Origin of the sequence: Exiguobacterium aurantiacum DSM 6208 (genome assembly GCF_000702585.1) — a bacterium.
Classification (GTDB): domain Bacteria; phylum Bacillota; class Bacilli; order Exiguobacteriales; family Exiguobacteriaceae; genus Exiguobacterium; species Exiguobacterium aurantiacum.
The window spans coordinates 2,758,765-2,780,029 of record NZ_JNIQ01000001.1 but is presented as its reverse complement, the minus strand read 5'-3'; the positions used below and the strand labels follow the sequence as shown (position 1 = coordinate 2,780,029).

General features: G+C 52.6%; 22 protein-coding genes. 13 read left to right on the top strand and 9 right to left on the bottom strand.

The window, feature by feature from the left end; translation table 11 throughout:
• Positions 1–337: 337 nt before the first annotated feature.
• Positions 338–2,584, top strand: coding sequence for a formate C-acetyltransferase (gene pflB, locus P398_RS0114635; protein ID WP_029335940.1), 2,247 nt, complete (start codon positions 338–340; stop codon positions 2,582–2,584).
• A gap of 59 nt (positions 2,585–2,643) precedes the next feature.
• Positions 2,644–3,360: a pyruvate formate-lyase-activating protein gene (pflA, locus tag P398_RS0114630; RefSeq protein WP_021067805.1), complete on the top strand. Its 717-nt coding sequence runs from the start codon at positions 2,644–2,646 to the stop codon at positions 3,358–3,360.
• 37 nt (positions 3,361–3,397) lie between these two features.
• Here the strand turns inward: pflA and P398_RS0114625 are convergent, their stop codons facing one another.
• Together P398_RS0114625 and rsgA are read right to left on the bottom strand one after the other, a co-directional pair.
• The gene (locus tag P398_RS0114625; RefSeq protein WP_029335939.1) at positions 3,398–4,624 is read right to left on the bottom strand and encodes an NAD(P)-dependent malic enzyme; all 1,227 of its coding nucleotides are present in this window, start codon (positions 4,622–4,624) and stop codon (positions 3,398–3,400) included.
• A 208-nt stretch (positions 4,625–4,832) separates the two neighbouring features.
• A complete protein-coding gene (rsgA, locus tag P398_RS0114620) occupies positions 4,833–5,807 on the bottom strand; it encodes a ribosome small subunit-dependent GTPase A (protein ID WP_029335938.1) in 975 nt (324 codons plus the stop codon).
• Between the two features lie 244 nt (positions 5,808–6,051).
• On the opposite strand from rsgA, the gene P398_RS0114615 reads away from it, so the two are divergent.
• The 6 genes from P398_RS0114615 (at position 6,052) to P398_RS0114590 (ending at position 10,089) form a co-directional block, all read left to right on the top strand.
• The gene (locus tag P398_RS0114615; RefSeq protein ID WP_024371646.1) at positions 6,052–6,435 is read left to right on the top strand and encodes a lmo0954 family membrane protein; all 384 of its coding nucleotides are present in this window, start codon (positions 6,052–6,054) and stop codon (positions 6,433–6,435) included.
• 22 nt (positions 6,436–6,457) lie between these two features.
• Entirely contained in the window at positions 6,458–7,102 is a 645-nt protein-coding gene (locus tag P398_RS0114610; protein WP_029335936.1) for a PspA/IM30 family protein, read from the top strand.
• An 86-nt stretch (positions 7,103–7,188) separates the two neighbouring features.
• Positions 7,189–7,881: a cell wall-active antibiotics response protein LiaF gene (gene liaF, locus P398_RS0114605; RefSeq protein WP_029335935.1), complete on the top strand. Its 693-nt coding sequence runs from the start codon at positions 7,189–7,191 to the stop codon at positions 7,879–7,881.
• Complete coding sequence (locus tag P398_RS0114600) at positions 7,878–8,906, top strand: sensor histidine kinase (RefSeq protein ID WP_029335934.1); 1,029 nt, start codon at positions 7,878–7,880, stop codon at positions 8,904–8,906. Before liaF ends, P398_RS0114600 begins: the two co-directional genes overlap by 4 nt.
• Entirely contained in the window at positions 8,903–9,535 is a 633-nt protein-coding gene (locus P398_RS0114595) for a response regulator (RefSeq protein ID WP_029335932.1), read from the top strand. The genes P398_RS0114600 and P398_RS0114595 overlap by 4 nt, the downstream gene beginning before the upstream one ends.
• 8 nt (positions 9,536–9,543) lie before the next feature.
• A complete protein-coding gene (locus P398_RS0114590; protein ID WP_029335931.1) occupies positions 9,544–10,089 on the top strand; it encodes a GNAT family N-acetyltransferase in 546 nt (181 codons plus the stop codon).
• Between the two features lie 9 nt (positions 10,090–10,098).
• On the opposite strand, the gene P398_RS0114585 is transcribed toward P398_RS0114590, so the two are convergent.
• The 5 genes from P398_RS0114585 to P398_RS16985 all read right to left on the bottom strand — a co-directional run bounded on the left by P398_RS0114585 (position 10,099) and on the right by P398_RS16985 (position 13,634).
• Positions 10,099–11,988, bottom strand: coding sequence for an ABC-F family ATP-binding cassette domain-containing protein (locus tag P398_RS0114585; RefSeq protein ID WP_029335930.1), 1,890 nt, complete (start codon positions 11,986–11,988; stop codon positions 10,099–10,101).
• Complete coding sequence (locus P398_RS0114580; RefSeq protein WP_029335928.1) at positions 11,985–12,686, bottom strand: lysophospholipid acyltransferase family protein; 702 nt, start codon at positions 12,684–12,686, stop codon at positions 11,985–11,987. The genes P398_RS0114585 and P398_RS0114580 overlap by 4 nt, the downstream gene beginning before the upstream one ends.
• 82 nt (positions 12,687–12,768) lie before the next feature.
• A complete protein-coding gene (locus P398_RS0114575) occupies positions 12,769–13,029 on the bottom strand; it encodes a hypothetical protein (RefSeq protein ID WP_024371638.1) in 261 nt (86 codons plus the stop codon).
• 86 nt (positions 13,030–13,115) lie between these two features.
• Complete coding sequence (locus tag P398_RS0114570) at positions 13,116–13,358, bottom strand: hypothetical protein (protein WP_024371637.1); 243 nt, start codon at positions 13,356–13,358, stop codon at positions 13,116–13,118.
• A gap of 126 nt (positions 13,359–13,484) precedes the next feature.
• The gene (locus P398_RS16985; protein ID WP_167601169.1) at positions 13,485–13,634 is read right to left on the bottom strand and encodes a hypothetical protein; all 150 of its coding nucleotides are present in this window, start codon (positions 13,632–13,634) and stop codon (positions 13,485–13,487) included.
• 287 nt (positions 13,635–13,921) lie between these two features.
• Between P398_RS16985 and P398_RS0114560 the strand changes: the two genes are divergently transcribed.
• The 5 genes from P398_RS0114560 to map all read left to right on the top strand — a co-directional run bounded on the left by P398_RS0114560 (position 13,922) and on the right by map (position 18,792).
• A complete protein-coding gene (locus P398_RS0114560) occupies positions 13,922–14,773 on the top strand; it encodes a CvfB family protein (protein ID WP_029335926.1) in 852 nt (283 codons plus the stop codon).
• Between the two features lie 163 nt (positions 14,774–14,936).
• A complete protein-coding gene (locus P398_RS0114555) occupies positions 14,937–16,445 on the top strand; it encodes a DEAD/DEAH box helicase (RefSeq protein WP_024371635.1) in 1,509 nt (502 codons plus the stop codon).
• A gap of 100 nt (positions 16,446–16,545) precedes the next feature.
• A complete protein-coding gene (locus P398_RS0114550; protein WP_024371634.1) occupies positions 16,546–16,797 on the top strand; it encodes a hypothetical protein in 252 nt (83 codons plus the stop codon).
• Positions 16,798–16,837: 40 nt separating this feature from the next.
• The gene (locus P398_RS0114545; RefSeq protein WP_235263440.1) at positions 16,838–18,028 is read left to right on the top strand and encodes an EAL-associated domain-containing protein; all 1,191 of its coding nucleotides are present in this window, start codon (positions 16,838–16,840) and stop codon (positions 18,026–18,028) included.
• A gap of 14 nt (positions 18,029–18,042) precedes the next feature.
• Positions 18,043–18,792 carry a type I methionyl aminopeptidase gene (gene map, locus P398_RS0114540; protein WP_029335921.1) on the top strand — a complete coding sequence of 250 codons (750 nt, stop codon included), beginning with the start codon at positions 18,043–18,045 and terminating at the stop codon, positions 18,790–18,792.
• A gap of 35 nt (positions 18,793–18,827) precedes the next feature.
• Here map and menC read toward each other — a convergent pair whose 3' ends face one another.
• Entirely contained in the window at positions 18,828–19,895 is a 1,068-nt protein-coding gene (menC, locus tag P398_RS0114535; protein ID WP_029335920.1) for an o-succinylbenzoate synthase, read from the bottom strand.
• Positions 19,879–21,243, bottom strand: coding sequence for an o-succinylbenzoate--CoA ligase (gene menE / locus P398_RS0114530; RefSeq protein WP_029335916.1), 1,365 nt, complete (start codon positions 21,241–21,243; stop codon positions 19,879–19,881). The genes menC and menE overlap by 17 nt, the downstream gene beginning before the upstream one ends.
• Positions 21,244–21,265 lie beyond the last annotated feature (22 nt).

Here is a 21,265-nt window from a genome sequence, read left to right as displayed (position 1 = left end):
AATGTTCTGCCTTCATTGTGTCCGATAACGGTCAAAAATTCAAGTTCTATCCCCGCACTGTGAGTTACATCACTATAAAAACTGTGTAAATCGTCACAGAACGATAAAAATGATACAGACAACGGAAAAATGATGGCCTATCAACCTTGAACTGTTTCATATGTATGTTAATTTATAGTATAACAGTAATTAAAGCGCTTACAAAAAAGCTGATATATCAACGTTCATAAGATTGTTACAACTTTCACAAGAATGTAAAACATAATGTTCACGTTTTCACGTACACTCATATTATAGAAAGCAGGCAGTTATCTCAACTTATGAGGAGTGACCCACAATGGCAACCGAAATTAAATCAGCCTGGTCAGGATTCGTTCCTGGGCAGTGGACAACGGAAGTGAACGTTGGTGAATTTATCCGCTTGAACCGACACGAGTATACAGGAAACGATTCGTTCTTGGCGGGACCGACAGAGGCGACGAATCGCCTTTGGGGACATGTGATGGAATTGACAAAACAAGAGCGGGAGCGCGGCGGCGTATGGGACGTCGATCAACACACGCCATCGACGATCATTTCGCACGGACCTGGGTACTTAGACAAAGAACTTGAAAAAGTTGTCGGCGTCCAGACGGACGAACCGTTCAAACGTTCGATCCACCCGAACGGCGGGATTCGCATGGTCGATGCCGCGCTCGAGTCGTATGGTTTCGAACCGGACAAAGAGATCACAAAGATTTATTCGGATATTCGTAAGACGCACAACCAAGGTGTGTTCGATGCGTATACGCCAGAAATGCGTGCTGCACGTAAGTCGGGGATCATTACAGGTCTTCCTGACGCTTACGGCCGTGGCCGCATCATCGGTGACTATCGCCGCGTGGCACTCTATGGAATCGACTTCTTGATGGCCGAACGGAAGAAAGATTTGGCGAAGCGTGGTGGCTTCTTATCAGAATCAGATATCCGCGACCGCGAAGAGTTATCTGAACAACTCCGTGCCCTTCAAGAATTAAAACAACTCGGTACGGCTTACGGATTCGATCTCGGCCGTCCGGCGGAGAATACTCAAGAGGCGTACCAATGGGTATATCTCGCATATCTTGCCGCTGTCAAAGAGCAAAACGGGGCAGCGATGTCACTCGGACGCGTCTCGACGTTCCTCGACGTCTATGCCGAGCGTGATATCGAAGCGGGGCGTTTGTCAGAATCAGACGTCCAAGAGATCGTCGATCACTTCATCATGAAACTCCGTATCGTCAAATTCTTACGGACACCTGATTATAACGAATTGTTCTCTGGCGACCCGACTTGGGTCACGGAATCAATCGGGGGGATGAGTGAAGACGGTCGCTCGAACGTGACGAAGAGCTCGTTCCGTTTCCTCCACTCGCTCTCGAACCTCGGCCCGGCACCAGAACCGAACTTGACGGTACTCTGGTCGACGAAGTTGCCGGAAGGATTCAAACAGTATTGCGCGAAGATGTCGATTGAGACGTCCGCCATCCAATATGAGAACGATGACCTCATGCTCCCGACGTTCGGTGACGATTACGGCATCGCCTGCTGTGTGTCACCGATGAAGATTGGGAAGCAGATGCAATTCTTTGGGGCCCGTGCCAACATGGCGAAAGCACTCCTCTACAGCATGAACGGGGGCCGTGACGAGAAGAGCGGCGATCAAATCGCGCCGGCATGGGAGTTGAACACAGAAGACGTGCTCACATATGACAAAGTGTACGCCGACTTCGACCGGACGCTCGACTGGCTCGCGGAACTTTACGTCAACACGCTCAACGTCATCCACTTCATGCATGACAAGTATGCGTACGAACGCATCGAGATGGCGCTTCACGACCCAGAGATTTTGCGGACGATGGCATGCGGGATCGCTGGACTTTCGGTCACAGCGGACAGTCTTTCGGCCATCAAGTACGCGACAGTCAAACCGGTTCGTAACGAAGCAGGCATTGCCGTCGACTTCGAGACGGAAGGCGAATTCCCGAAATTCGGAAACAATGACGACCGTGTCGATGCGATCGCTGTCGAACTCGTTGAGTCGTTCATGGAAAAAGTCCGGAAACATAAAACGTACCGTGACGCGCTTCATACGCAGTCCGTTTTGACGATCACGTCGAACGTCGTCTACGGCAAGAAGACGGGGAACACACCAGACGGACGTCGCGCCGGCGAACCGTTCGCACCGGGTGCGAACCCGATGCATGGCCGTGATACGAAAGGAGCGGCAGCCTCGCTCTCATCAGTCGCGAAACTACCGTTCGAACATGCGCAAGATGGTATCTCATATACGTTCTCGATCGTGCCGAAAGCACTCGGAAAAGAAGACGTCGCTCGTGAACTCAACTTGGCTGCTCTTCTTGACGGTTATATGGGCGGCGAGCACAAAGGACATCACTTGAACGTCAACGTCTTCAACCGTGAGACGTTACTCGACGCGATGGAGCATCCAGAAGAATATCCACAGCTCACGATCCGCGTCTCGGGCTACGCCGTCAACTTCATCAAGTTGACACGCGAGCAACAGATCGACGTCATCAACCGTACGTTCCACGGTTCACTGTAAGCAATCAAGGCTTGGCGGCCTTCGGATGAAGGCCGCTCATTCGTTAGGAGGTCATTTCGATGACAATGGGATATGTACACTCGGTCGAATCGTTTGGAACCGTTGACGGCCCGGGAATTCGTTTTATCGTCTTTTTACAAGGTTGTGCGCTCCGGTGTTTGTATTGTCACAACGCTGATACGTGGGATTTCAAAAAAAATAACCATCGTTCGGCCGAGGATGTCATTCAAGAAGCGCTCAGCTATCGTCCGTTCATGGAGGCGTCAAAAGGCGGCATCACGATTTCAGGCGGTGACCCACTCGCACAGCCAGAGTTTTTAGAGGCGCTGTTGCGGGAGGCGAAAAAACACGGTCTCCATACGACACTCGATACGTCGGGTGCCTTACGCCCTCCTAACTTAGATGCGATTTTAGATCATACCGACCTCGTGCTGCTCGATATCAAACATATCGATGATGACATGTGTAAAAAACTGACGGGACGGAGCAACGTCAACACGCTCGCGCTTGCCGAACATTTATCCGAGCGCGGAACGAAAATGTGGATCCGCCACGTCCTTGTCCCTGAATGGACGCTCGACGAAGGGGCGCTTCGGCGCACGGCGGCGTTCATTCAAAAACTCGACCACGTCGAGAAGGTCGAAATCTTGCCGTACCATGAGATGGGTGTCTACAAATGGGAGGCGCTCGGTCTCGACTATCCGTTAAAAGGAATCAAGCCTCCGACGACGGAAGAAGTCGAATGGGCGGAAGGGATTTTGCAAGGAACCGTCTAACAAAAACTGCGCAACCCCGAGGGGCTGCGCAGTTTTCTTATAGATGTTTTTGACTAACGTGCAGACGGATGGCGGCCTCATCGAGCGGACGTTTGGCGACACCCGTCTCGACGGCGGCTCTCGCGACGGCTACGGCGACGGCCGGTGCGACACGTTCATCGAACGGGCTCGGAATGACGACCCCGTTCACGAGATCTTCCTCGGTCAATAAGTCGGCGATCGCATGGACGGCCGCTTCCTTCATCTCTTCGTTGATTTCTGTCGCGCGAACATCAAGCGCGCCGCGGAAAATTCCCGGGAAGGCGAGGACGTTGTTCACTTGGTTCGCGAAGTCCGAGCGGCCGGTCGCGACGACACGGGCCCCGGCGCTTGTGGCAAGATCCGGCATGATCTCCGGGATTGGGTTCGCGAGGGCAAAAATGATTGGGTCTGTCGCCATCGAACGGATCATATCTTCCGTGACGGCGCCGGCTGCCGAGACACCGATAAAGACGTCGGCACCTTCGAGCACGTCATCAAGCGACCCTTCGTGTTGTTTCTTGTTCGTCGCTTTGGCGATTTGATCTTTGAACGGGTTCATCCCTTCGACGCGTCCTTCATAAATCGCGCCTTTCGTGTCACAGATAACGAGGTCCTCGACGCCGAAACGCTTCAACAGTTTGGCGATAGCGATGCCCGCGGCGCCTGCTCCGTTCATGACGACACGGAGTTCAGGCATCGTCTTGTCGACAAGGCGTAACGCGTTGACGAGACCGGCTAAGACGACGATGGCCGTGCCGTGTTGATCGTCATGAAAGACGGGAATCGGGAGCGATTGTTTTAAACGGGCCTCGATCTCAAAACATTCGGGTGCTTTGATGTCTTCTAAGTTGACGGCACCGAACGTCGGAGCGAGCAGTTCGACCGTTCGGACAATCTCGTCGACGTCATGCGTGTCGAGGCAGATTGGGAACGCATCGACCCCAGCGAAGCTTTTAAACAAAACGGCTTTCCCTTCCATGACCGGGAGGGCGGCCTCAGGTCCGATGTTGCCAAGACCGAGGACGGCGCTGCCGTCCGATACGACGGCGACGGTATTGGCCCGGAGTGTATAGTCATAGGATAGCTCTTTATCGTCAGCGATACGCCGGCACGGCTCGGCCACACCGGGCGAGTAGGCGAGGCTGAGCGCCTCTTTCGTGTCGACCTCGACTTTCGGAGTCGTTTCTAATTTTCCGTGATGGAAAGCATGCATCTCGAGTGCGCGTTCGTTCAATGTTTTCATAAGTCTCTCCCTATGTCCAAGCGATTTTTTTATCTGTCACAACGAATCCATTGTAACGAAGAAACCGCTTACTTTCGAGGCTTTTGCCTACATTTCCCGAAACGATTTCTGAACGATTGTTCACAAATATTGGATTGCTTATAGGACTTGGTGACATAGCTTGAAACCAACAAAGGAAGTTGCGAATCAGCTCGCAACTTCCTCGTCATCAACTTTTCATTTTTCGCTTCTTCTTCTCGGCGAGACGGGCCGCTTCGGCTTGCCGTTTCTCGGCATAGCGGAGTTCGCGCTCGAGTTTGACGAAACTTTGATACCGTTTCGCGTCAAGCTTTCCAGATTCGATCGCCTGCCGGACCGCACAGCCTGGCTCTGCCTGATGCGAGCAGTCGCGGAACCGGCAGGCATCAGCGAGCGCCTCGATATCCCGAAACGTGTCGTCGAGATGGTCGGCGCCGTCCCAAAGCCCGAACTCGCGCATCCCAGGGGTGTCGATGACGAATAGGCCGTCGACTGCGAACAAGGCGCGATGTGTCGTCGTGTGCTTGCCTCGTTCATCGCTCTCACGAACGGCCTGAGTCGCGGCAATCGTCTCTCCGGCGAGTGCGTTCGTTAGTGTCGACTTCCCGACTCCGGATGAACCGACGAGGGCAATCGTGCTCCCGTTCGGCAATGCGTTGCGTAGTGTTTCGACCCCATTCCCGGTGACCGAGCTGACGGGGTGGACATCGACACCAGGCACCGTCAACGTGAGGTCCGAGACGAGTCCATTCACGTCCTCGACTTGATCCGACTTCGTCAAGACGATGAGCGGTGTGGCCCCGGTCTCCCATGCGGCGAGTGAATAGCGCTCGAGACGGCGCAAGTTGAAATCGTGCCCGCACGCCATCGTGATCAAAATATAGTCGACGTTCGCGCAGATCAGCTGTTCGCGCGTCTCGTTGCCGGCGGCTGCCCGTGAAAGGACAGTGCGCCGTTCAAGGAGACGTCGAATCAAGCCTTGACCATGCTCGCGAACGGTGAACTCGACATAATCGCCGATGACGGGATAGTCGCGCTCGCTCTCGGCCTCGTGTCGGAATTTTCCGGAGACGCTACACGTATAGACCTCGTTCTCGGTCGTGACGGTGTACATATGTTGGAACTGTGCCGTGACACGTCCCGTTGTGATTGTTGTTTGATTCAAATAGAATCCTCCTCTTAGTGGTGGAGGACGGTCGCCCTCCGATTGGCTGACAAGGTCGGTACTGCATGGATTACGGTGCTCATAAAACATCATCCTTTCGTTGTTCGATAGCAGTAGTATACCACATCGATTGAGAACGCTAACATCTCAGTCTTCAGACCGAGGGAAAACAGGCCTTCCGCTCGTCGCATCCCGAAAAATAACGTATTATGATAAGAGTGTACTTAACGAGGAGGGATGATAGATGAATCGCCAGGTGAAGCAAGTGCTGTTCATCGTGGCCGCGATCTCTTTAGTTCTCGTTCTAATCGGCTTTTTACCAAATATGATTTTATTTGGTTTGGGGGCGCTCTTAGCACTGTGGGCTGGAGTCAGATTCATGGCTGTGACACATGTCGGCGCAAAAATCGGTTACGGCGCACTCGCCGTAGTCGGAATTCTCACGGTATTGTCGAATATTTGGGCATTGATCGGAATTTTGGTGGCTTGGGTGCTGTTTAAAGGGTATATGATGTATGCCAACCAAAAGCGGGATGTCGAGATTTTTAATGCGGACGGGTCGCGTGCGAGCGGAAGTAGCTTTCAATCGTTCGACCAAGTCTGGCAGAAATTTGTAAACCGTCGCTAAGATTCACAAGGAGGATATTATAATGAAGACACCATTTGACCAGTTTCGTGATTTAGCTAACGAGTTGACGAAAGAGATATCGAAAGAAATGAAGAAGTATCAAGACAAAGAGGCACCACGCACGAGCGGGGAAGCCGAATTGAACCGTCACATCCGTGGCGCTGAAAAAGAAGCGTTGTCGGTCGAGCGTCTCGTCGAGCGTCAAAAAGCGTTGCTTGAAGAATTGGCGACAAAACGCGATGACGCCAAACAGATGGCCGATAAGCGTTACGAGCAGACGGAACTGGCGAAAAAAGCGGGCGAAGAGAAGCTTGCTGAACGGGCCGCCCTTGAATCGAAACATTACGGGGAACAGTATCGTTACTTCGAAGGCTTGATTGATGAAGGAACACGTGAACTCGATGCCCTCGAACGTCGGGCCCTTGAGATGCGTTTGAAACTCGATGAGATGCAAAACAAACGTTACGAGTTCGCAATGCGTCAAAACATGGATTTGTTGAAAGGCGCGCTCGATCAAATCTTTGGGGCGGACACGTCAAAATCGCATCCGTTCACAGAAGAGGAAGAGAAGAAAGAGTCAGCTCCGGAAGAATCGATCGATTCAGCGGATGAGGATGACTTCGAAGCAAAATTAAAAGAACTTGAGCGTCGCTTCAAGCAGGACTGACGCAATGGTTCGGCGATGGTCCGCGATTTGTTCGGACCATCGCTTCTTTGCTTCATTGTACATATCGTAAGAGAGGGGGAAGCAGAGTGGAGCGTTGGAACACACGACAAATTATCGGATTCATGATCATTTTATTTGCCGTCGGCCTGTTCATCGATATCGTGACAGGCGGCAACAGCATCTTGTTTAGTATGATTTTACCGCTACTCCTGCTTTATATCGGTCGTCGTTTCAGCCGGAAAGGAAATCAGTCGGTCAGCTATGTCTTTTATGGCATCGGCAGCATTATGCTCGTCGGACTCATCTTTTCGTCAGCCGCGTTCGGGTTCGTCTTATCGGGACTGTTGCTCATGTTCGGATATCGATTATATAAAAACCGTCCGCTCGAATCGAACCGTTTCCGCTCACACCTCCGGCAAGAGCAGGCGTTTTCATTCGGCACGAAAGAGTCGGGACATTACGTGTTGCAAGACACGAATGAATTTTTCTTGCTGCGAGACGTCGAGATGGACTTGTCGCGCGCCATCATTCCGGAAGGTGAGACGTTCTTACTGTTGAACGGCCTCGCGGGAGACGTACGGATCCTCATTCCGGCAGGGTACGATTACTCAATTGATGCATCGATCGGATTTGGGAAAATCCAAGTCGATGAGTCGAACTATTCGCCGGTGTTCAACCGTCGCTTCTATACGGCGTCGGACGACTATCCGACGGCGACGCGCAAAGTCCGGATTCATATCGTGCTCATGAGCGGAAGTGTCGAGGTGATGACGGTATGAAAAAAGATTCTTACCCACGGACGGTCGTCTGGCATCAACTGTTCAGCAGCCTGCTGACGGCGCTGTTCGTCACATTAGCCTTTTTAATAGGTGACTCGACTTCACTCCGAGATTTGTTCACGCGTGAAGAAGGGTTGCCTTTCGGTGTGTCCATCCTCGTCATCGCCGTTTTGATCGGCAGTGTGTTCGGGGTCGGGTCCTACTTCTACTTACGCCGCGATTTTCGAGAAGTCGCGAACGCCTTATGGAAATTAGAGAACCAAAAAGAAATCACGTTTCGTCCATTGTCGCCATATCGCGACACGTTAGAGCGGATCGTGCGGATCAGTAAACAACGAACCGAGATGCTCGAGGTCGCCAAACGGGTCGGGGACCGACCTGTCAGCGTCGAGGAGGCACGGAGTGAGGCGGTCGTCGAAGAGCGTCGCCGTGTTGCCCGCGAGTTGCATGACTCAGTCAGTCAACAGCTGTACGCCATCTCGATGATGACGACGGCAGCCAAGCAGACGATTGACGTCAAACCGGACGTTGCCGCTAAACAAATCGCACAAGTCGAAGTGATGGCCCAAACCGCCCAAGCCGAGATGCGTTCGCTCTTGTTGCAGCTTCGTCCCGTCGAGCTCGAAGGGATGACGCTCAAGACCGGGATCGAGCGGTTGTTAGAAGAGCTGTCCCGTAAACAATCAACCGAGCTTGTCTGGCGGCTTGAAGAAGTTCATTTATCCCGTCACACGGAGAACGAGCTGTTCCGGATCGTTCAAGAAGCGATCAGCAACACGCTCCGGCACGCCAAGGCGAAGCGGCTCGAGATTGAGATGCGGACCGTCCAACAGACGGTCATTTTAAAAATCAATGATGACGGCATCGGGTTTAATGTCGATGATACACAAGTCGCCTCATATGGCTTACAATCGATAAGAGAGAGGACGGCCGAGGTCGGTGGGACGTTACGTCTCGTCAGTGTGCCTGGTGCCGGTACTCAGATTGAAGTGCGCGTGAAACAACAAGTGGAGGGATTGGAATGATTCGAGTCGTATTAATTGATGACCATGAGATGGTCCGGGCCGGGGTGTCGGCTTTCTTGTCGACGCAACCCGACATCGAAGTCGTCGGCGAGGCCTCGGACGGGGCGACGGGCGTGGAGCTCGCCATCGCGGAAAAACCGGACGTCGTCTTGATGGACCTCGTCATGGAGCCGGTCGACGGGGTCGAGTCGACGAAACGCATCAAAGCGAGTTGGAAAGAAGCAAAGATTTTAGTCGTCACGAGCTTCTTAGACGATGAAAAAGTGTATCCGGTCATCGAGGCCGGTGCGATGAGTTATGTGTTGAAGACGGCGAACGCCAACGAGATTGCCGATGCGATTCGTCAAACAGCGGCGGGGAATCCGGTCATGGCCGCTCAAGTGACCGGTAAGATGCTCGAGCGCCTCCGTCATCCAGAAACGACGCTTCATGAGAGTCTGACGGCACGGGAACGTGAGATTTTACAGCTGATGGCAGAAGGAAAGGCGAATCAAGTCATCGCCGATGAGCTTTATATCTCTCTCAAAACGGTAAAGACGCACGTCTCGAATATTTTGACGAAGCTCGACGTGTATGACCGGACCCAAGCCGTCGTTTATGCGTTTCAGCACAACTTGGTAAGTAAATGAGCGTTGTCGTGATTCCGACGTTAGAGACGGAACGGCTGACATTGCGGCCGCTCGAGGTGGTCGATGCAAGTCGGCTGTTCCCGATTTTTTCGAACGCGACCGTGTTGAAGCATTATGGAATGGAACCCCACGCCACAGTTGACGAGACGGTTCACATGGTGACGAACATGATTGAAGGGATGCAGGCAGGGACGGTCATCCGTTGGGGGATTGTACGTAAAGACGATTTGACGTTGATTGGGACGATCGGCTTTCATAATCTCGTTCCGCGCCATCGACGCGCTGAAATCGGGTATGAGATTCATCCGGACCATTGGCGTAACGGCTACGCATCTGAGGCGTTGCAGCGCGCGCTCGACTATGCCGCTCATGTGGCAGCGTTTGAACGAGTCGGGGCAATCGTCTATACAGAGAACGTCGCCTCGCAACAAATGCTTGAGCGGAACGGATTCTTTCAAGAAGGCATGCTCCGGCAATATATGCGTCAAAACGGTAGGGCGCATGACGTTTACATGTATAGCTACATACACGAAAGGCAGGATCACGAGACGTGATCCTGCCTTTTAGCGTTTCTGGGCTTGCATCTGTTCATCAATCTCCGACAAGTACTCCCAGCGCTCCATCTTCGAATCGAGCGCTTCTTTCAGTGTCGAGATTTCGGCGTACACATCATTCACTTTTCCGATGTCGCTACCGGCTTCGGCCAAGCGGGCCTCGGCCGCCTCGATGGCAGACTCGAGCGAGGCGATATCGTCCTCAATCGTCTCCCATTCCTTCTGTTCTTTGAACGTGAACTTGACGACATCCGTTTTGACTCGTTCTTTCTTCTCTTTCGGCTCTTTCTTCGCTTGAACCTTCGTCTCTTCGAGCGAGGCCAAGTAGTCACTGTATTCGGCATGATAGACGTTGATCGCACCGTCTTCAAACGCGATGAGCTGTCCGGCGATCCGGTCTAAGAAATAGCGGTCGTGGCTGACGGCGATGACCGTTCCAGGGAATGACTCCAAATAATCCTCAAGCACCGATAGCGTCTCGGTGTCGAGGTCGTTCGTTGGCTCGTCTAAAAATAAGACGTTCGGTTCGTCCATTAAAATGCGAAGGAGGACGAGACGTCGTTTCTCGCCACCGGAAAGTTTTGCGATCGGTTTATATTGCGCATCCGGCGTAAATAAGAACCGCTCGAGCATTTGGCTCGCCGTGATCGACTCGCCGTCCGGCGTGTGAATGACTTGGGCGACCCGTTCGATCTCGTCGATGACGCGGCGTGACGTGTCTTCGAACTCGACCTGCTGTCCGTAATAGCCGAGATGCACTGTCTCTCCGTGCACGACTGTACCGGACGTCGGTTCAAGCCGTTTGGCGAGCAGGTTCATGAGCGTCGTCTTTCCGCTCCCGTTCGGGCCGACGATGCCGTATCGTTCGCGGCGACCGAACAACCAGCTGAACTGTCGGATGATCGGGGTGTCGTCATACTGGAACGATAACTCATCGACGTCAATGACTTTCTTACCGAGACGGCGTGACCCGACGGACACGTCGAGTGTCTCGTCTTCAGCGAGTGTCTCTTGATGCTTCAAGTCCTCGACGCGTTGGATCCGGGCTTTCTGTTTCGTCGTCCGGGCTTTGGCGCCGCGGCGAAGCCACGCAAGCTCGCGCCGTAAGATGTTTTGCCGTTTTTGTTCCATCGATTGGGTCCGTGCTTTCCGTTCGGCCCGTTTCTCGAGAAACAGCTCATAGTTTCCGTCATAGAAATAGCTCGTCCCGTCGGCAATCTCTAAAATGTGGTTCGTGACACGGTTCAAGAAGTAGCGGTCGTGGGTGATGAGCAGGATGGCTCCTCGATAATCGGCTAGAACGGTCTCGAGCCAGGAAATCGTATCGGCGTCAAGTTCGTTCGTCGGCTCGTCTAACAAAAGGAGGTCGGCTTCATCAAGCAGGGCAGCGGCCAACGCAACTCGTTTTTGTTGACCACCGGATAACGAACCGACTTCAGCCGTCACGTCCGGAAGACCGAGCCGGTTCAAGATTGACTTCAATTTTGCCTCGGTTTCCCAGGCGTCGGCCGCGTCGACAGCTTGCTGTGCTTTCATGAAGCGCTCCAGTTTTTGTTCACTCGAGGGGTCGGTCTCGAGTTGTTGACGAGCCCGTTCATATCCTTTCAGCGCCTGGACAGACGGCGTATCGCTCGTGAATAAAGCGTCCAAGATGGTCTGTCCGTCGGCGAATTCGACCGTCTGTGTCAAATAGCGGATGCGGTAGTCGTTCGGATGCTGCATCGTTCCGCGGTCGGCCGTCTCGACGCCGGCGATGATTTTCATGAACGTCGATTTTCCCGAACCGTTGACACCGATGATGCCGATGCGGTCACCCGGATGAATCGTCATCGTGACATCATCAAATAACACTTTGTCGGCGAATTCTTTATGGATTCCTTCGATTGCAAGTAAACTCATGATAACTCTCCTTCAACGATTTGGCGGATTGCGGCTTCGACGGTCGCGGCGATTTCCTTGTTCGGGATGTCGGCCGGGTCGATCGCAGGCAAAAACGTCACATCGACTACACCTGGTTTGATGCGATTGGTCGTCTCGAGCAGATGATGACTCCCTTGAATGGCGACCGGAACAATTTTAGCTCCGCTCGACGTTGCGAGTGTCAAACTGCCGGCCTTGAACTCTTTGATTGGGCCGCCTTTTGAACGCGTCCCTTCTGGAAAGATGATGATAGATTGTCCCGATTTAATCGTGTCAACACCTGAACGAATCGCCTTGATCGACTGGCGTCGGTCACTGCGGTCGATGAAGATGCAACCCATCAATTCCATCCAACGGGGAATAATCGGGAACTTTTGGACTTCGATTTTCGAGATGAACGCCTTCGGATGTTTCGTCGCTGTTATCATGATGGGGACATCGAAATTCCCTTGGTGATTGGCGACGTAGACGACCGGCTCATTCGGGATGTGTTGTTGTCCGTGAACCCGGACTTCCGCTCCGGCAACCTTCAATAGAAAGCTTGCCCATTTATAAGCGACGCCTTGAACGTAGCCGTATCGCTCCGGCGTTTCAAGTTTTTTTGCCTTGTTCATAAAAGGCAACGTGACGGGCAGTACTGCGAAAAATGAGAAAAACCAAACAGCGGTGCGAATCATAGGTGTGTCTCCTTTCAGTGTAGCGCGCAATAAGAAAGAGTCTTCTTCTCGCACGGAGAATCCGACTCTTCGGCATGAAACCTTATTCCCAGAAGCGAGAATCGCTTTCCTCTTCTTCTTCCTCGAGTTCGAACGTAATTCGTTTATGCACCGGGTCAACGACGAAATAGGCACCGTCCTGTTCGATGCTTTTAATTTGCATCGCCTGGTCGCTCCCGATTTCAAGGGTGAGCCGAATTCGGTTGTCCCCGTCAACGAGCAGGATGCCATCTTCTTTTAGCCAAAGCTCCATGACCGGTGAGTAACGTAATAACCATTCGTTCGATAAGGGGATTTCGTTCATACGTGTATGTGCCTCCTACGGGATAAATCCGTTTTGCGATCTACTATCTTCATTAGAATAACAAAACTGACCGCGGAAGACGAGCGTTATGTAGAGCGTTTACGTGAACTCGAGTGCATCCGAGCGACGATCCGATTGATTCGTTTTTGGTCTCGACGTTCCTTTAACAGGACGTTCGTTTGGGAAGCGAGCTGCTTCAACGAGGATAGTCCCATCGCGAGCAAGGCCGCGAACAAGAACATCCCGGTCGGATCTTTGAAAAAACCGGTTTGGAACGAGACGGACAAACCGACGACTGAGAGAATCGTGGCGAGAAAGTAAAATAGCATGAGTGACTCTTCCTTTCCGAATGGATTCAAGTAAATCCCGAACGTTATGTTCGTTCGACAACTGGATGAATAATCCCTTTTTCTGTCGAACAAAAGAAAAAAACGCCTGCTCTATGCGAGAGGCGCTTACTCTTGGATCATTGTGACGGAAGACGAGACGTTCGTATCGACACCGTTCGAAAAAATAAAGCTGAGAGAAGCGAGAAGGGCGAAGAACGTAATCAATAGTCCCTTCATGAAACGTTTCGCAAAAGAGCGAGATTGAACATCAAACATTATATATCCCCCGTTCGGCCATGGCTGAAACCTAATTATTAAACATCACTCCTTCTATAATAACGTTTTCAAAAAGTGGATACTAGATGGAAAATCACCGTTCACGAAATTGTCATAATGTTGTAACGATTTAAAGAGATAGTTTTAATATTTGGCGCAGTGAAAACTTTCGGACGTTCACTAAATGTTCACATATGGTTGGAGCGAGAAAAACGAACATGATATGATTAGGAACGTGTGTAGGTAGGTATACTGACAGTAATAGAAGAAAAAAGGATGTGGATTATATGGCATTACGTGCAGGAGAAGTAGTAGATTTAGTTGCGGAACGTTCAGCTGACTTTGGCGTATTTATCGGCAACGGTCGCGAAGAAGTGTTGCTTCATCGAAAAGAACAGACAGAAGAAGTCACGGTCGGGCAGACGGTGCGTGTCTTCTTATATCACGATTCTGAAGGGCGTCTCGCTTCGACGATGACGATCCCGAACGTGACGTTTGATGATTATGAATGGTTTGAAGTGACCGGTGTACGTTATAACACGGGCGTGTTCGTCAACATCGGGATTCAAAAGGACGTGCTCGTCTCACTCGACGACCTTCCGGAAAATCGGTCGTACTGGCCGAAAGAAGGCGACAAGTTATGTGTCCGTTTAAAGTATGACCAAAAAGGTCGTCTTTTAGGTGAACCGGCACATTATGCGTATTTGAACTTGCTCGCCCGTCCTGCGAAAGAAGAGTGGGGCAATCAAGAAGTTCAGGCGATCGTCGTCAACAGACGGGATGTCGGCGTCAACGTCTGGGTCGAGAACGAATCACTCGGCTTCTTGCATGAAGCGGAGATGACACGTTGGCCGCGGCTCGGCGAAGAACTAACGGTTCGCGTGACGCAAGTGAAACAAGACGGGACGGTCCTCGTCTCGATGAAACCGCGGGCGTATGAAGCGATCGACGGCGATGCGGGCAGCATCCTCTCTTATATTGAAGAACGTGGGGGCCAGATGCCTTACGGGGATAAGACTGCATCTGACATCATTGACCGTGAATTCGGGATGAGTAAAGCGGCGTTCAAACGGGCGCTCGGGAAGTTATTGAAAGAAAAGCAAGTTGAAAAGCTCGACAACGGGTATAAATTGAAATAAGATTACTCATGCCAAGACGGCTATGAAAAGTTTTAGAATGTATTTCTTTCATTTTAGAAACAAATACGTTATAGTTAGTAAAGTTGACTATGAGGAAACATTGAAAGAACGTCTGCAGAACTAAACCTCAGACGTTTTTTGTATGAACAAAGGAGAATATAATTTGACAAAATTCCAAGATTTACAGTTAAGTGAAGCATTAGTAAAAGGTGTACTCAAAATGGGCTTCGAAGAAGCTACACCGATCCAAGCTGAGACAATTCCTGTCGCACTCACAGGAGTGGACGTATTAGGTCAAGCACAAACAGGTACAGGGAAAACAGCAGCTTTCGGTATTCCGACAATTGAGCGAATCGATCCAAAGGCGCGTCAAGTCCAAGCACTCGTTCTTGCACCGACACGTGAACTTGCGATTCAAGTTGCAGAAGAATTGAACAAAATTGGTGAGGCGAAGCGCGTATACGCCCTCCCAGTTTACGGTGGTCAACAAATCGATCGCCAAATCCGCGGCTTGAAAAAGAACCCGCAAATCGTCGTTGCGACACCAGGACGTCTCATGGATCACATGAAACGTAAGACGATCAAACTCGATGAGATCCAAACGGTCATCTTGGACGAGGCGGATGAAATGCTCAACATGGGCTTCGTGGAAGATATCGAGATGATTTTGAAAGGCCTACCGGTTGAGCGTCAAACGCTTCTCTTCTCGGCAACGATGCCACCACAAATCAAGAAGATTGCTGAGCGCTTCATGAAGTCGCCAACGATCATCAAAGTAAAAGCGAAGGAAATGACAGTTGAGAACATCAACCAACAGTTCCTCGAATTGCGCGAAGGCCAAAAATTTGATACGCTTTGCCGTTTGATCGACATCGACTCGCCAGAACTCAGCATCATCTTCGCTCGTACGAAGAAGCGTGTTGACGAAGTGACAGAAGCACTCATCAAGCGTGGCTACACGGCTGATGGTCTTCACGGTGACTTGACGCAGTCTAAACGTGACCAAGTCATCCGTCGTTTCAAAAACGGCACGATCGACATCTTGGTCGCAACAGACGTCGCGGCACGTGGTCTTGATATCACAGGTGTCACACACGTATACAACTTCGATGTACCACAAGACCCGGAAAGCTACGTGCACCGGATCGGACGTACAGGTCGTGCTGGTAAAACAGGTACAGCCCTTACGTTCATCACGCCACGTGAATTCGGTCAAGTGAAAGCAATCGAACGTGTAACGAACAAGAAAATGAACCGTCGTCACGTACCGACAATCGCAGAAGTGCTTGAGGGCAACCAAAAGCAAACGGCTGAAGAATTGATCGAACGTGTACAAGCGGGCGACTTCAAAGCTTACACGCAACTTGCGACTGAGCTTCTTGAAGAATACGAAGCAGTCGAGCTTCTTGCAGCGGCACTTCGTGGATTGACGAAAGAGCCAGATTCAACTCCGGTTGAAATCTCGTATGCAGAGCCAGTACGCGTCAAGCGTCAAGGTGGACGCAACGACCGTGGCGGATACCGTGGAAATCGCAGTGGCGGCGGCGAACGTCGTGGCGGCGGTGACCGTGGTGGACGCAGCGGTGGCGGCGGTGGATACCGTGGCAAACGTAGCGGTGGAGACGACCGTCGTCGTTCAGACGACCGTGGCCCACGCCGTCCGCGTGACTAATCAATAACGAAAACCGCATTTCCTTAAGTGGATTTGCGGTTTTTTTTTGGGTGTCATGCTACACTTGATGAGTAGAGATGGAAGGATGAGGTGTCAACGGATGGTAGAACTAAGTTTCGGTCTTGTCATACTATTAGTATGTGTATTGGCGCTGAAGCCAATCGTATCAAAGACGGACCGACCTAATTTTCGATATATCCCCGTAGCGACATTACTGTTCGGCGCGATGATTTGGCTCGTCATGGCAATCGGCGTCGGCGGGAAGATGGGTATCGGGTACGGTGTGATGAGTATTGTGTATTTCATTGCTTGTTTCGGTGCCTATATGTATGTGCATACACGAGCGAGCTGATACCGGCTCGCTTTCTTATTTGAAAATATAAGATGAGGTGATGAGTGTGGATGCAGTGGACGTGATGATGAATCCGGATGAAGTCGAAGTGACGTATGAACCGATTCTTGGAGCCGCCACGTTTCAAGTGGAAGGCTATATGGTACATGGTCAGTTCAGAGGAGACTCGCTCACGCCATTCTTTTATGACGACGACGTGCCGGTCGAATATCAACTCGATATCGCCAAGCGGATGGAGCGGATTGCCGCCGAGAAACTACGCGATGCGAAGCAGTTCGTGACGTTCCGTTGTCGGGCGGAGTGGATCCTCGAGGAAGGGGGCGAAGCGTTTTTATCCCCGTTACACGAATTGAACTTCCCGCTCCACCGCATTTATGTGACGATCCAAGGGACCGATCTCGTCGACGTGTCCAGGTTGTCACGCGTCGTCCAATATTATCGGTCGTGCGGTGTGAAGATTGCACTCGACTTTGCCGAATCGACGAGCATCGAGGACATCATGGCTATCGCGCCGGAACTTCTTCTCGTCGATTTAGGGACGATGGTCGAGAAAAAGACGTTGTCGGTGACGTATCCGCAAATGCTCCAGACGATGGAGTATATTGCCTCGAGATTGGGGGCGCCGCTTCTTTATAAGTCGATCGACCACGTCGGCCAACTGCGCTACGCCTGGCAACACGGCGGGCGCTATTATATGGGGGGATTGCTCGGACGTCGGACGGAGACGCCCCAGCAAGAGACGAATGGGATGACCGTCCTGACCCAAGAAGTCCCGTCGTTCTTCCTGCACGATCAAGAACGCCTGCGCCGTTTATATGAGCTTGAGTTTGAGTTACATCGTCAAATCCAAGATCTCGTTCAGACCGGGAAATGGTCGAAAGACAAAAGGGACGAATGGTTACTGCATATCGCTGCCAAACTTGAAGGGATGTTCGTCCGTTACTATTTGACCGACCGCACCGGGTTTCAGACGAGCGCGAACGTCTATCAGGCGGACGCGGAATGGAAAGTCGACAACACGTACCGTGGCTACAACTGGAGTTTTCGTCCGTACTTCATTCAGACGATGGCGGCGATGAGTGTCCGCGGACGTGGTTATTTGTCCGAGAATTATCGTGACTTCAGTTCGAACGAAGTGACACGAACGTTCAGCTATCCGCTTCCGGACGGTATGTTCTTGTTCGCCGATTTATCTGAAGACTACTTATATCAAAACCGATTATTAGATTGAAAGAGGGATGAACTATGCTTGATTACGATTACGACGCTTTACGTGAAATTGGACGCATCGTCGCCTTGGCCCGAGATGAGATGGCGAAAGCCGTCGCACCGGGAATGACGACAAAACAGTTGGACGAGATCGGCCAACGGATTCTCGAAACAGAAGGGGCGGCCTCGGCGCCGATCACGATGTATGAGTTCCCAGGTTACACGTGCATCTCGGTCAACGAGATTGCCGCACACGGTATCCCGGGTGATCTCGTCATTCAAGACGGAGACCTCGTCAATATCGACGTCTCCGCCGTGAAAGATGGTTATTATGCGGACACAGGCCGGACGGTCATCGCGGGTACGCCAAAATCGTCACAGCACGAACGTCTCGTCGAAGTATCGCTCACGTCGCTTGAGGCTGGGCTCAGTAAAGTGAGGGCCGGGACGAAAGTGAACCAAATCGGGAAAGCGATCTATGCCGATGCCCGGAAAAATGGCTTCACGGTCATCCGCAACCTGGCCGGACACGGATTAGGGCGTACGCTCCACGGGGAGCCGGAGTCAATCTCGAACTATTACAACCGCGAAGAGAACGATATCTTGAAAGTCGGTCAAGTCATCGCCGTCGAGACGTTCATCTCGACGAAAGATGAAGTCGTCTATCAATCGGAAGAAGATGGCTGGTCGCTCTTCACGCCGAACAATAGTCTCGTATCGCAATTTGAACATACGGTCGTCGTCACCGAAGACGGCTATGAAGTGTTGACGGGTTCGTTCCGTTGAATAAAAAGGCAGATGACACCCGTCATCTGCCTTTTTTACTTCAGTTGAATCGTCTCTTCGGCTAAACGTCGTATCATTGCCCAATCAGGCCGCGGGTCGTCCGGGATGATGAGCTTCCCGTCCTTGACCTCGAGCGGTGTGTCGAGCAGGTCGGTCTCGAAATAGGCGCTCGTTCCGGCCATGTCGGCCGGGTAAGCGGCGCCGCTCAAGGAAGCGAACAAGAGCGTATGGTAACGACCGATGGCGGACTCATACATGCCGCCGACCCAATACGGTACGTTTGCTTCCCGAATGGCGAGCGCCTCGGTCAAACCGCCGACACGGGCCGGTTTAATGTTGACGATGCGCCCAGCGTCGAGGCGGGTCATCGTTTCAACGTCTTGCCGGCAAGTGATGGACTCGTCGAGACAAATCGGTGTCTCGAGCCGGGCCTGTAAATCGGCAGACGCGACCCAATGTGTACTCGGGAACGGCTGTTCGATCATCAAGAGGCGATACGCATCCAACTGTTCGAACCACGAGAGTGGCTGTTCGACCCCGCTACCGTTCAAATCGATCATGAGCGGGGCGTCAGGAAATACGGCCCGGATCTCGTTCAAGGAATATAACAACTCTTCGGGTGCCGCCTTTAACTTGATGCGATCGAATCCGGTCTCGAGTGCCCCTTCGATCGCTTTCAGTGTTTGGGTCAAGAGACCGATGCCGATCGTCCGGCCGCAGGCGACCGTGTCTCCCGCCCCGAGCAGTTGTTTCAGTGTCTTCTGTTGACGAGCCGCCTCAATTTCCCAACAGGCACTCTCCCACATCGCCTTGGCCATCGGATGACCGATGATGGAGCGGAAGCGTGGCGGAAACGACTGCGGCGACACAGGTTGGCCGTCCAACAGTTTGGTGATGAGTGCCGAGACATCGATTGTCGAACGGACCGTCTCTGCCGTGTACCAAGGCGTCTCGAAGGCGACGCCTTCCCCGTATCCGACGAGACCGTCCGTTGTCTCGAGCCGGAGGATGATCGTCCGTCGCGTCGAGAGGACGGAATGGGCGGTCACGATCGGGTGTTTGAACGTCAACGGGACGATATATAATTCAGCGCGTCGAATCATGGGCGGTCTCCTTTAGGCGGTGGCGCATCAGCTTCCCGTTCGCGTTGCGAGGCAGTTCGCGGACGATATGATACGCCTTCGGATGTTTGTAGCTGGCGAGATGTTCTGACAACAAGCGTTCCAGTTCGAGCGGGTCATACGACCCGACGATATACGCGACAGGGACCGTCCCCCATGTCGCGTCATTACGGCCGGTGACCCCGGCATCTTCAATGCCAGGGCAACGACGGAGCACGCTCTCGATTTCAGCCGGGTAGACGTTCTCGCCTCCCGAGATGATCAAGTCGCTCCTCCGATCGTGGACATACAAATAACCGTCTTGGATTGTACCCAAATCTCCGGTCCGCCAAAACCCGTCTTCCGTCCAAGCATCGGCTTCGGGCTGTTTATAGTAGCCGGGTGTGACGGTCGGTCCGCTCACCTCGATTTCTCCATCCGAATTGACGCGGACTCGTGTCGGCAAAATGGCTCGACCGCTCGAACCGAGACGATCGAGTGCTTCCGCTGGGAGTAACGTCGCGACTTGTGAACACGTTTCGGTCATCCCGTACGTCTGGGCGACGGGGATGTGGCGTCGCTCCGCCTCTTCAAGAAGCGGTTGTGGCACCGGGCCACCCCCGACGAGCACGACGCGAAGAGCATGGCGCTCGAGTCCGATTGCGAGCAACCGATCGAGCATGACGGCGACGAGTGAGACGTGGGTGATGCGTTCGGCTGCGATCAAGTCAAGTGTCCGGACGGCCTCGAACTTCGTTTCCACGTACAACGTTGAACCGAAGCAGGCGGCGCGGTACACTTGAGCGAGCCCGCTCATATGAAATAGCGGGGTGACGACGAGCATGCGATCGCGTGCGTCATAGCCTAGGTGGTGCCGAGCGGCCTCGGCGCTTGCGACATGGTTGCCGTACGTCTGTTTGACCGCTTTCGCGCGTCCTGTCGTCCCGGACGTGAACATGAGCGACATGACCTCGTCTTGTTTCCACGTATGATGGCCGGCCAGGGGTTCCGCGTCGCGCATCGTGAGCATGAGCTGTGGAACCGGGACGTCGAGCGTTTCGTCGACGAGCAAGAGGTCGACATCCGCCGTCTCGAGTTGCGTCTTGATCTCATTGTTTGTCAACCGCGTATTCAGCGGGACGAGCACTTTGCCGAGCAATAGGACGGCGTGGATGGCGATGACGTAATCGGTGCTGTTGGCTGCGTACAGTCCGATGTGACGGGCATCGGGTGCGGTGCGCTTTACGTAGTGAGCGAGACGTGCGCTCTCGTTCCATACCGCTCCCCATGTCAGACGGCGTCCGGCCGCGACGAGGGCGATGTGATCGGTCGGATGGTTCAATACATTCATCGGGCATACCTCCAAAAAAAGA

Coding starts and splice junctions, on each gene's coding strand:
- pflB (WP_029335940.1), top strand. CDS start 338: ATGGCAACCGAAATTAAATCAGCCTGGTCAGGATTCGTTCCTGGGCAG.
- pflA (WP_021067805.1), top strand. CDS start 2,644: ATGACAATGGGATATGTACACTCGGTCGAATCGTTTGGAACCGTTGAC.
- P398_RS0114625 (WP_029335939.1), bottom strand. CDS start 4,624: ATGAAAACATTGAACGAACGCGCACTCGAGATGCATGCTTTCCATCAC.
- P398_RS0114615 (WP_024371646.1), top strand. CDS start 6,052: ATGAATCGCCAGGTGAAGCAAGTGCTGTTCATCGTGGCCGCGATCTCT.
- P398_RS0114610 (WP_029335936.1), top strand. CDS start 6,458: ATGAAGACACCATTTGACCAGTTTCGTGATTTAGCTAACGAGTTGACG.
- P398_RS0114600 (WP_029335934.1), top strand. CDS start 7,878: ATGAAAAAAGATTCTTACCCACGGACGGTCGTCTGGCATCAACTGTTC.
- P398_RS0114595 (WP_029335932.1), top strand. CDS start 8,903: ATGATTCGAGTCGTATTAATTGATGACCATGAGATGGTCCGGGCCGGG.
- P398_RS0114585 (WP_029335930.1), bottom strand. CDS start 11,988: ATGAGTTTACTTGCAATCGAAGGAATCCATAAAGAATTCGCCGACAAA.
- P398_RS0114580 (WP_029335928.1), bottom strand. CDS start 12,686: ATGATTCGCACCGCTGTTTGGTTTTTCTCATTTTTCGCAGTACTGCCC.
- P398_RS0114575 (WP_024371638.1), bottom strand. CDS start 13,029: ATGAACGAAATCCCCTTATCGAACGAATGGTTATTACGTTACTCACCG.
- P398_RS0114570 (WP_024371637.1), bottom strand. CDS start 13,358: ATGCTATTTTACTTTCTCGCCACGATTCTCTCAGTCGTCGGTTTGTCC.
- P398_RS16985 (WP_167601169.1), bottom strand. CDS start 13,634: ATGTTTGATGTTCAATCTCGCTCTTTTGCGAAACGTTTCATGAAGGGA.
- P398_RS0114560 (WP_029335926.1), top strand. CDS start 13,922: ATGGCATTACGTGCAGGAGAAGTAGTAGATTTAGTTGCGGAACGTTCA.
- P398_RS0114550 (WP_024371634.1), top strand. CDS start 16,546: ATGGTAGAACTAAGTTTCGGTCTTGTCATACTATTAGTATGTGTATTG.
- P398_RS0114545 (WP_235263440.1), top strand. CDS start 16,838: ATGAGTGTGGATGCAGTGGACGTGATGATGAATCCGGATGAAGTCGAA.
- map (WP_029335921.1), top strand. CDS start 18,043: ATGCTTGATTACGATTACGACGCTTTACGTGAAATTGGACGCATCGTC.
- menC (WP_029335920.1), bottom strand. CDS start 19,895: ATGATTCGACGCGCTGAATTATATATCGTCCCGTTGACGTTCAAACAC.
- menE (WP_029335916.1), bottom strand. CDS start 21,243: ATGAATGTATTGAACCATCCGACCGATCACATCGCCCTCGTCGCGGCC.